Genomic DNA, 8818 nt, shown 5'->3' with positions numbered 1-8818 from the left:
GGCGCCCCGCCCCCCTTCCCCTCCCCACCGACCCCGGAGGCCGCCATGACCGCACCCGACCACGCCCCGCCCGCCCCCGATCCGGGTCCACCCGGCCCCGCGCCCGAGCCGTCCGCCGCCCGCCCCGCCCCGCGCCCGCGCGCCTGGTGGCGCCGCCCGTGGATCGCCCCGCTGGCGGTGCTGTGCGTGCTGTTCCTCGCCTTCTCGCTGCCGCCCTACCTCACCTTCGACCCCGCCGAGTCGCGGGTGGCCGTCCGCGCCGACTTCCCCCTGCACTACGCGCTGCTGATGGGGCACATCCTGCTCGGCACGGTCGTCCTGACCACCTCCTGCCTCCAGGTGTGGCCGTGGCTGCGCCGCCGCCGGCCGGACCTGCACCGGTTCAGCGGCCGGCTCTACGTGGCGGCCGCCGTGCCCGGCGCGGTGCTGGCGCTGGTCGTCTCGTTCGCCGGCACCCAGGGCCTGGCCCAGGTGTCCGGCAACGCGCTGGCGGCCGCGCTGTGGCTGGGGTGCACGGTCGCCGGGTACCGGGCGGCCCGGCAGCGGAGGTTCGGCCCGCACCGCGAATGGATGCTGCGCGGCTTCGCGCTCGCCTGGTCGATCGTCGCCAACCGGGTCTGGCTGCCGCTCTGCCTCGCGGTGGCGTCGGCCGGCCTCGACACCGCCTACGGCGGCGACGAGGCGCTGATGCTGCAGGCCGCGGTGGGCGCGTCGGTCTGGCTGAGCTGGGTGGTCAACCTGCTGGTGGCCGAGTGGTGGCTGCACCGCCGCCCGGCCGCCCGCCGCCCGGCCGCCCGCCGACCGCGCGCGGCGGGCACCCGCGCGGCCTGACCTCCGGCGCGGCGCGCCCCGGGACCGGGCCACCGGACCCGGGGCGCGCGGCGCGTCCGGTGATCATTGGCGCCCCCGCGTGCATTAGGGTAGCCTCAACTAAGGGACGGTGGTCACATCGTCGCAGGTCGTGACCTCGCACCCGCCGTCCCTCCGCAGCCCGCATCGGACGCCGCCCGCGCGGCGGGGGAAGGTTGGCCGGATCGCCCATGGCCGTCAGTGAGGCTCCGCTGCAGGCGGTGGTCGACGCCTGCGCGCCGCTGAAGTTCGCGCCGCTGCCCGACATCTGGGTCTGCGGCGTCGAGGCGCCGCGCCGCCCCCACCCCGGCACCGAGCACTGGTACCGCACCGACCTCATGGTCGCCGAGGGCGCCGTCGGCACGCTGTTCGACCAGGTCACCGCCCACCACGGCCCCCCGCACAAGCTGCCGGCCGCCACGCACTTCCTGCGCGCGCTGCTGCGCGAGCCCATCTTCATGGTGTCGGCCGGCCTGTACCTCACCGGCCGCGCCCCGCTGCTCGACGAGCGCCACCTGTGGTTCCCCTGGCGGTCCAACGCCAGCTTCGGCACGCCCACGGTCACCAGCGCACGGGTGGCGGTGCTGCCGGACGACCCCGCCGCCGGCCACCCCGACACCGTCGTCGCGGCCGACCCCGACGACCTCGATCGGATCGCCGCCGAGCACCTGGTGGGCGCGTTCGCCCCGATCATCGACGCCGTGCACGCCCACACCCGGGTCGGCCTGCGCACCCTGTGGGGGTGGGTGCTCGACACCCTGCACTTCTACATGCTCAACCCGGCGCGGTTCCTGGGCCGCGACGCCGCCGAGGCGTGGGCGCGGGCCGACCGGCTCGGCGACGCCCTGGTGCTGGCGGGCGCGGTCACCCGCAAGCGGCCGCGGCTGTTCCCGTTCTGCGAGGGCCACCCGCGCGGCACCTGGGCGGTGCGGGGCACCTGCTGCTTCGAGTACAAGGGCGACCCCGAGCACGGGTACTGCACCACGTGCCCGCTCAAGGACGACGCCGACCGGCGCTCCGAACTCCGCGAGTGGATCCGCAACCCCGCTCTCGCGCCCTGACCCCCGGTCCCCCGCCGGGCGGCCTCACGCGCCCGCCGGGCCGCCCGCCGCGCGGGCCCGCGCCAGCGCGCGGACGCCCAGGACCACGGCGGGTGCGGTCAGCACCGCCGCGTACACGTTGAGCAGGGCGAACCCCGACACCGCCAGCAGCACCCCCGACACCGCGCCGCCGGCCGCGCCGCCCAGGTTCATCAGCAGGTCGGTGAGGCCCTGGGCGCCCGGCCGGTCCTCGGGCCGCAGCGACTCCGCCAGCAGCGTCGACGCCGACACCAGGCTGAACGACCAGCCCAGGCCGAGCAGCACCAGCCCCGCCATAACCCACCCCTGGTGGTGGCCCGCCATGGCCGAGACCGCCGCCGAGGCCACCAGCACCGCCTGTCCGGCGAGCAGCCCCTCGACCCGCCCGAACCGGTCGGCGAGCCAGCCCACCAGCGGGGAGAACGCGTACATCCCGGCGATGTGCAGGCTGATGGTCAGCCCGATCACGGTGAGCGCCGCGCCGCCGTGCTCCAGGTGCAGCGGGGTCATGGTCATCACCATGACCATCACCGCGTGGCCGGCGACGGTGCCGACCACGGCGAGCAGCGCCCCGGGCGAGGCCGCGACGGCGGCGAGCGCGCCGCCCAGCGGGGCGCGGCGCCCGGTACCCGGCGGCGCGCCGGACAGGCGGCGGGCGAGCAGCAGCGGGTCGGGGCGCAGCAGCGCGGTGGTGAGGAGGCCGGCGGCGGCGAACGCCGCCACGGAGAACACGAACGGGCCGAGCAGGGCGTCGACGCCCAGCCGCCCGGCGACCGCCGCACCCGGCCCCGTGAGGTTGGGCCCGGCCACCGACCCGATGGTGGTGGCCCACACGACGACCGACAGGTCGCGGCCGCGGGTGCGGTCGGCGGCGAGGTCGGCCGCCGCGTGGCGCGACTGGAGGTTGGTGGCGGAGCCGGAGCCGAAGAGCGCCATCCCGGCGAGGAAGCCCGGGAAGGAGCCGGTCTCGGCGGCCAGGATCGCCCCGGCCGCCCCGGCGGCGGCGAGGAACCAGCCCAGGCCGAGGGCGGTCCGGCGGCCGCGCCGGGCGGCGGCCGCGGCCAGCGGCAGCGCGAGCACCGCGGCGCCCAGGGTGATCATGGTGGTGGCGACGCCCGCCCACACCTGCGACCCGGTGAGGTCGCGGGCGATGAGGCCGCTGACCGACAGGGCCGAGCCGACGCCCACCCCGCCCACGACCTGCGCCGCGACGAGGGCGGCGACGGTGCGCCGCTGCGCCCGCGCGGCGTCGGCGGGCGGGTCGGCGCGGGCGTCCTCGCGGCCGGGCGCCGTCACCGCGGACCTCCGCCTGCGTGCACGCGCGACCCCCTCGTCGACGACGTCGGATGAACGGACCGATCATAGTCGGCGCCGCCGGGGCGCCCGGAGCGGGCGCCCCGGCGCGGCGGGTTCGACCGACCCGGGGTTCGGGCGGCCCGGGTCAGGCGGCGGGGTTCAGACGGCGCGACGCGGCCGGTGCTCAGCCGCCGCCGTAGCGCCAGCGCAGGAACCCGTGCTCGCGTTCGACGCGGCGCATCTCGGCGTAGAGGGTGTCGGGGTCGGGCGCGGAGACGACCGCGCCGCCGGCGGGCACCGGCCATCGGGCGAACGCCCAGTAGCGGCGCGTGTAGCAGCCCCACAGGACGAGCCACATGTCCTGCTTCTGCCACTCGATGTGCGCCGCGACACGGCGCCGCTCCTCGTCGTCACCATCCATTGCGAAGGGTGCATACCCGGCGGGTCACCCCGCGATCGGGCCGGATGTGGTCACGCCGCACCGCTGGACAGCGGGGCCCCGGCGGCGGTCCGGCCGGAGGCCAGCGCGGTGCCGGGGACGGGCTCGGCGGGGTCGTCGCCCAGGTGCACGATGCGGTTGCGGGCGTCGACGTGCACGACGTGCGGGGTGTGCGCGGCGCGCTCGGCCTCGTCGACCTCGACGTAGGACATGATGATCACCAGGTGGCCGGGGCTGACCAGGTGGGCGGCGGCGCCGTTGATCCCGATGACGCCGCTGCCGCGCTCACCGGCGATGGTGTAGGTGACGAGGCGGTTTCCGTTGTCGATGTCCACCACGTGCACCTGCTCGCCCTCGACCAGGTCCGCCGCCTCCATGAGGTCGGCGTCGATCGTGATGGAACCGACGTAGTGCAGGTCGGCCTGGGTGACCGTGGCGCGGTGGATCTTTCCGTTGAACAGGGTGCGACGCACGTTCTTCATCCTCAGTCGTGTGTGCGGAGGGGCTACAGACCCCGGACGGGGTTCCGTGGACCTCCATCATGACCCGGACGGCGGCCGCGGGTGCCCGGCGGGGTGCCGGTGGGGCGGACGCCACACCACGCCAACGCCGGGGCGGCGGCGGGTGTTCCGCCCCGGCGGGTGCGCCGCGCGCCGCTCAGTCGTCGTCGGCGGCGTGGTGGTCGAGGTTGACGGTGCCGCGCCGCCAGTAGCCGTCGACGTCGAGGGTGCGGCCGCGCTCGAAGCCGCTGTCGCGCAGGTGGCGGCGGATGGGCTTGAGGGCGGTGGCCTCGCCCGCGCACCAGGCGAAGCCGGTGCCGACGGGCGGGGTGAACCCGCGGATGGCGCGTTCGAGCAGGTTCGCGCCGCCGGAGGGGTCGGTGTCGCGGTGCAGCCAGGTGACGACGGCGTTGTCGGGGGCGTCGATGTGCTGCTCCTCGCCGGGGTCGGCGACCTCCAGGAAGGCGTAGGCGCGGGCGTCGCGGGGCAGCTCCTCCAGCCAGCGGGCGGCGGCGGGCAGCGCGGTCTCGTCGGCGCCCATGAGGACGTAGTCGACGTCGGGCAGGTGGTGGGTGCCGCGCGGGCCGAGGACGCCCAGCCGGTCGCCGGGGCGCGCGGCGCGCGCCCACCGGCCGGCGGGGCCGTGGTCGTGGGCGACGAAGTCGATGGTCAGCTCGGCGGCGTCGGGGTCGTGGCGGCGCACCGTGTAGTCGCGGTAGAGGAGGCCGGGGTCGCGCATGTTCCACCGGCCGTCGGCGCCGACCTCGGGCAGCGCGTGCCGGCCGGTCTCCTCGTCGGGGAAGAACAGCTTGACGTGGTCGGCGTAGTTGTCGGTGCGGAAGCCGTCGAGGTCGTCGCCCGTGAGGGTGATCCGGATCATGCGGGGGGTGAGGTACCCGGCGGAGGCGACCGTCAGCAGGCGGGCGCGCAGCGGGTAGAACTCGACACGGGGGTCGGTGGCGGGCATCGCTCAGGGCTCCTGGGTTCGGACGTGGCGGGGCGGTCCACGGCCCCGCGCCCCCAGCGTAGCTTAGGCTAAGCTAACCCGCATTCGCCCCGGTGGGGGCGGTGCCCGCGGCGGTCCCCGCGCGCCGCAGGCCCGGCGCCAGCGCCGCGATGGCGGCCACCGACGCCACGGCGGCGCCGCCGCCCGCGACGATCGCCGCCCCGGCGCCGATGAACGGGGCGAGCACGCCCAGGGTCATGGCGCCCAGCGCGCCGCCGACCGTGTTCTGCGCGGTCCACACGCTGGTGACGCGGCCCCGCACGGCGTCGGGGGTGTGCCCCTGGAGCACGGTGAAGCGCAGGATCTCCTCGATGGTCTCGGCGAAGCCGAGGGCGGCCAGCGCGACCAGCGCCGCGGCCGCGCCGGGGGCGGCGCCGAACGCGGCCGACGCGGCGCCGCACGCGGCGACGGCCGCCAGCAGCGCGGCCCCGGCCCGGCGCACGCCGCCGCACCAGCCGCTGGTCAGGGAGGCGCACACCGCGCCCGCCGCGGCGGCGGAGTACAGCAGCCCGGCCATCGCCTCGCCGCCGCCGAGCCCGCGGTCGACGATCTCGGGGATGAGCACGTAGGGGGCGGCCAGCAGGAGCTGGACGAAGCCGAGCAGCAGCAGCGGGCCCACGACGCGGTCGCGCGCGGCGAACCGGAGCCCTTCGGCGGCCGCGGCGAGTACCGGGCGGCGGCCCTCGGCGCCGGGGGCCAGCCGCGGCAGCAGGCAGACGAGGCCCGTGGCGGCGGCCGAGACGGCGGCGGTCACCGCGTACACGGCGGGGAAGCCCCACAGGGCGACCACGACCCCGCTGAGCGCGGGCGCCGCCACCGAGCCGAGCTGGCCGGTCAGGGCGAGCAGCGCCCCGGCGGCGGGCAGCCGGTCGGCCGGGACCAGGCCGGGGACGGCCGCCTGGAGGGCGACCGTGCTGAACGTGCCGACGAAGCCGTTGAGCGCGGCGCAGGCGCAGACGACCGCCAGCGCGGCCGGCGTGGGCCACAGCGCGTTGAGCGCCAGCCCGGTGAAGGCGACGGCGGCGGCCGCCCGCCCGGACACGATGAGCGCGCGGCGCGGGAGGCGGTCGGCGAGGACCCCGCCGACGAGGGTGCCGCAGAACACCGACACCCCGTTGACCGCGCTGACCAGGGCGACCGCCACCGACGACCCGGTGAGGGCGTACACCTGGAGGGGCAGCGCGACCAGGGCGAACCCGAGCCCGAACACCGAAACCGTGCGGGCGGCGAACACCACCCGGAACGCCCGGCTGTCGCGCAGCGGGCCGACGTCCATGACGACGTGGCGCAGCCGCACCATGCGGATCACCCCTCCCCTGCCGCGCCGGTCCGCCGGTCGGCGGGGGTCAGGCCCCGTCCATGGCCACCCGCAGGCCGCGGGGCCGCAGGTCGGTCCAGTTGGCGGTGACGTAGTCGAGGGCCGCCTGCCGGTCGGCCGGTCCGTGGACGACGCGCCACCCCTCCGGGACGGCGGCGAACTCGGGCCACAGGGAGTGCTGGTCCTCGTCGTTGACCAGGACCAGGAAGGTGCCCTCGGTGTCGTCGAACGGGTTCGTCATGCGTTCATCTCCCATTTCTCTTTAGGGAAGGCTAACCTTATCAAGGGCGCGCCGGGCCGGGAACACCCGGGGGCGCGGCGCGGCGCAGCCCCGGCGCGGCGGCGGCGACCGCGCCGACGGCGGCCACGCACAGCCCGCCGCCCACCAGCAGCGCCAGGGCCGGCCCGACCGCGGCCGCCGCCACCCCCAGCGCGGCGGCCCCCAGCGAGCCGCCGACCGTGGCCTGCGCCAGCCAGGCGCTGTTGACCCGCCCCAGCAGGGCGTCGGGGGTGCGCGCCTGGAGCAGCGCGTAGCGCAGGATCTCCTCGACCGCCTGGCAGCAGCCGAGCACCACCAGCGCCGCGAACGCCGCCACCAGGCCGCGGCTGGCGCCCAGCGCGGCCACCGCCACCCCGCACAGGGCCACCGCCGCCGGCACGATCACCCCGGCGCGCCGGGTTCGCCCGGTCCACCCGCTGGTCAGCGAGGCGGCGAGCGCGCCCGCCGCCGGGGCGGTGTAGAGCAGCCCGGCGGCGGTGGCGCCGCCGTGCAGGACGCGGTCGGTGAACTCGGGGATCAGCACCAGCGGGGCGGCGAACAGCACCTGGGCGAACCCGAGCAGCAGCAGCGGCCGCACCACCGGGTCGCGGACCACGAACCCCAGCCCCTCCCCCACCGCCCGCAGCGCGGACGCGCCCGACGCGTCGGCGCCGGGGCGGGCGGCGGGCAGCAGCACCGACGCCGCCGCGGTCCCGGCGACGATGACCGCGGTCGCGGCGTACCCGGGGCCGAGCCCCCACGCCGCGATGGCCGCGCCGCCGAGCGCCGGGGCGGCGACCGCGCCGATCTGCGCCGTCACCGCGAACAGCGCCCCGGCGGCGGCCAGCCGGTGCCGCCCCACGAGCGCGGGCACCATCGCCTGCTGGGCGATGAGGCCCACGGTGCCCATGACCCCGTTGACGGTGGCGCACAGGTAGATCACCCCCAGCAGCGGGCCGCCGGGCAGGTAGGTGTTGGCGGCGAACAGGGCGACCACGACCGCCTCGGCGGCCAGCGCGGCGAGCACGAGCGCGCGCCGGTCGCACCGGTCGGCGAGCAGCCCGCCGAGCAGCGTCCCGGCGAAGCTCGCCACCCCGTTGACCACGCCGACGCTCGCCACCAGCAGCGAGGACCCCGTCATGGCGTACACCTGCAGCGGCAGCGCCACCATGCGGAAGCCGCCGGCGAACAGCGACACCAGGCGGATGGTGAACACGGTCCGGAACCCGCCGCCGTCGCGCAGCGGGCCCAGGTCGATGGCGATGCCGCCGCGCCGGGGCGGCGGGCCGCCGGCCGCCGGGCCGGGCTCAGCCGCGGCCATGGGCGCCCCCGTGTCCGGCGCCGGGCGCGGGCGGGGTCACCGCGTGCGGGGCGCCGCGCCCCGGGAGCGGACCAGCAGCGCCGCGCGCTTGTGCGGCAGGTCGACCTCGCCCAGCAGCGCCAGGCCGGCCCGCTCGGCGGCCCGCCGGGCGGCGGTGTTGGCGGCGTCGGGCTCCATGACGATCCGCCGGCAGTCCGGGTCGGCGGCGAACACCGCGCGCGCCAGGGCGTCGAGCAGCCGCGGGCCCAGCCCGCGGCCGACCCGGCCCGGGTCGCCGATCGCGATGTGCACGCCGACGTCGTGCGGGTGGGCGTCGTAGTGCCGCGCGACGACGTCGCGCGCCGCCCGGTACAGCTCGACGTAGGCCACCGGGTCCCCGTCGAGCGCGACGAGGCAGGGCCGGGAGAACGTCCCGGCGTGCTGGGCCGCCAGGTCGCCGGCCCAGCGGTCGCGCGGCCACGCCTGGTCGAAGAACGCGGCGACGTGCGGCAGGTTCATCCAGGCGTGCACCCGGTCGAGGTCGGCCCCCTCGGCCGCCGCGGGCCGGACCGAGAACGGGGCGGCGGGCGCGGGGACCGGGGGCGGCCCGGCCGCCAGGACCTCCGGGCCGACGCGGATCTCCCGGGCGGAGCCGGGGACGGGCGGGGCCCCGGCGGCGTCGGACGTCTCGGGCACCTTCGGTCACCTCCGGTGGGGGCCGCCGCGGCGGCCGGGACGGGTTCGGGTCGGGCGGGGCGGGGGCCGCCCCGGG

General features: G+C 77.9%; 10 protein-coding genes. 2 read left to right on the top strand and 8 right to left on the bottom strand.

All coding sequences use genetic code 11. The features are described from left to right. Together NT8_RS13965 and NT8_RS13960 are read left to right on the top strand one after the other, a co-directional pair. On the top strand, positions 1-831 hold an 831-nt coding region (locus NT8_RS13965; protein WP_245646175.1), incomplete at its 5' end, for a DUF2306 domain-containing protein. Between the two features lie 209 nt (positions 832-1040). Further along, positions 1041-1910 (top strand): (2Fe-2S)-binding protein, encoded by an 870-nt coding sequence (locus NT8_RS13960; protein ID WP_067968887.1) that lies wholly within the window; start codon positions 1041-1043, stop codon positions 1908-1910. Positions 1911-1934: 24 nt separating this feature from the next. Here the strand turns inward: NT8_RS13960 and NT8_RS13955 are convergent, their stop codons facing one another. The 8 genes from NT8_RS13955 to NT8_RS13920 form a co-directional block, all read right to left on the bottom strand. Beyond that, complete coding sequence (locus NT8_RS13955) at positions 1935-3224, bottom strand: MFS transporter (RefSeq protein WP_067968884.1); 1290 nt, start codon at positions 3222-3224, stop codon at positions 1935-1937. Positions 3225-3408: 184 nt separating this feature from the next. Beyond that, positions 3409-3645, bottom strand: coding sequence for a hypothetical protein (locus NT8_RS13950; protein WP_067968881.1), 237 nt, complete (start codon positions 3643-3645; stop codon positions 3409-3411). A gap of 50 nt (positions 3646-3695) precedes the next feature. Next, positions 3696-4136, bottom strand: coding sequence for an aspartate 1-decarboxylase (gene panD / locus NT8_RS13945; protein WP_067968895.1), 441 nt, complete (start codon positions 4134-4136; stop codon positions 3696-3698). A gap of 184 nt (positions 4137-4320) precedes the next feature. Next, positions 4321-5130, bottom strand: a complete 810-nt coding sequence (locus tag NT8_RS13940; protein WP_067968878.1) for a siderophore-interacting protein — start codon at positions 5128-5130, stop codon at positions 4321-4323. 73 nt (positions 5131-5203) lie between these two features. After that, on the bottom strand, positions 5204-6469 hold the full coding sequence (gene entS, locus NT8_RS13935) for an enterobactin transporter EntS (RefSeq protein ID WP_067968892.1): 1266 nt from the start codon (positions 6467-6469) through the stop codon (positions 5204-5206). A gap of 46 nt (positions 6470-6515) precedes the next feature. Beyond that, complete coding sequence (locus NT8_RS13930) at positions 6516-6728, bottom strand: MbtH family protein (protein ID WP_067968875.1); 213 nt, start codon at positions 6726-6728, stop codon at positions 6516-6518. A 40-nt stretch (positions 6729-6768) separates the two neighbouring features. Then, positions 6769-8067 carry an enterobactin transporter EntS gene (entS, locus tag NT8_RS13925; RefSeq protein WP_067968872.1) on the bottom strand — a complete coding sequence of 433 codons (1299 nt, stop codon included), beginning with the start codon at positions 8065-8067 and terminating at the stop codon, positions 6769-6771. Between the two features lie 36 nt (positions 8068-8103). Then, the gene (locus NT8_RS13920) at positions 8104-8742 is read right to left on the bottom strand and encodes a GNAT family N-acetyltransferase (RefSeq protein ID WP_084468924.1); all 639 of its coding nucleotides are present in this window, start codon (positions 8740-8742) and stop codon (positions 8104-8106) included. Positions 8743-8818: the final 76 nt, after the last annotated feature.

Source organism: Nocardiopsis trehalosi NBRC 14201 (assembly GCF_001552555.1).
Taxonomy (GTDB): Bacteria; Actinomycetota; Actinomycetes; order Streptosporangiales; family Streptosporangiaceae; genus Nocardiopsis_B; species Nocardiopsis_B trehalosi.
This window is presented reverse-complemented; position numbering and strand designations above follow the sequence as displayed.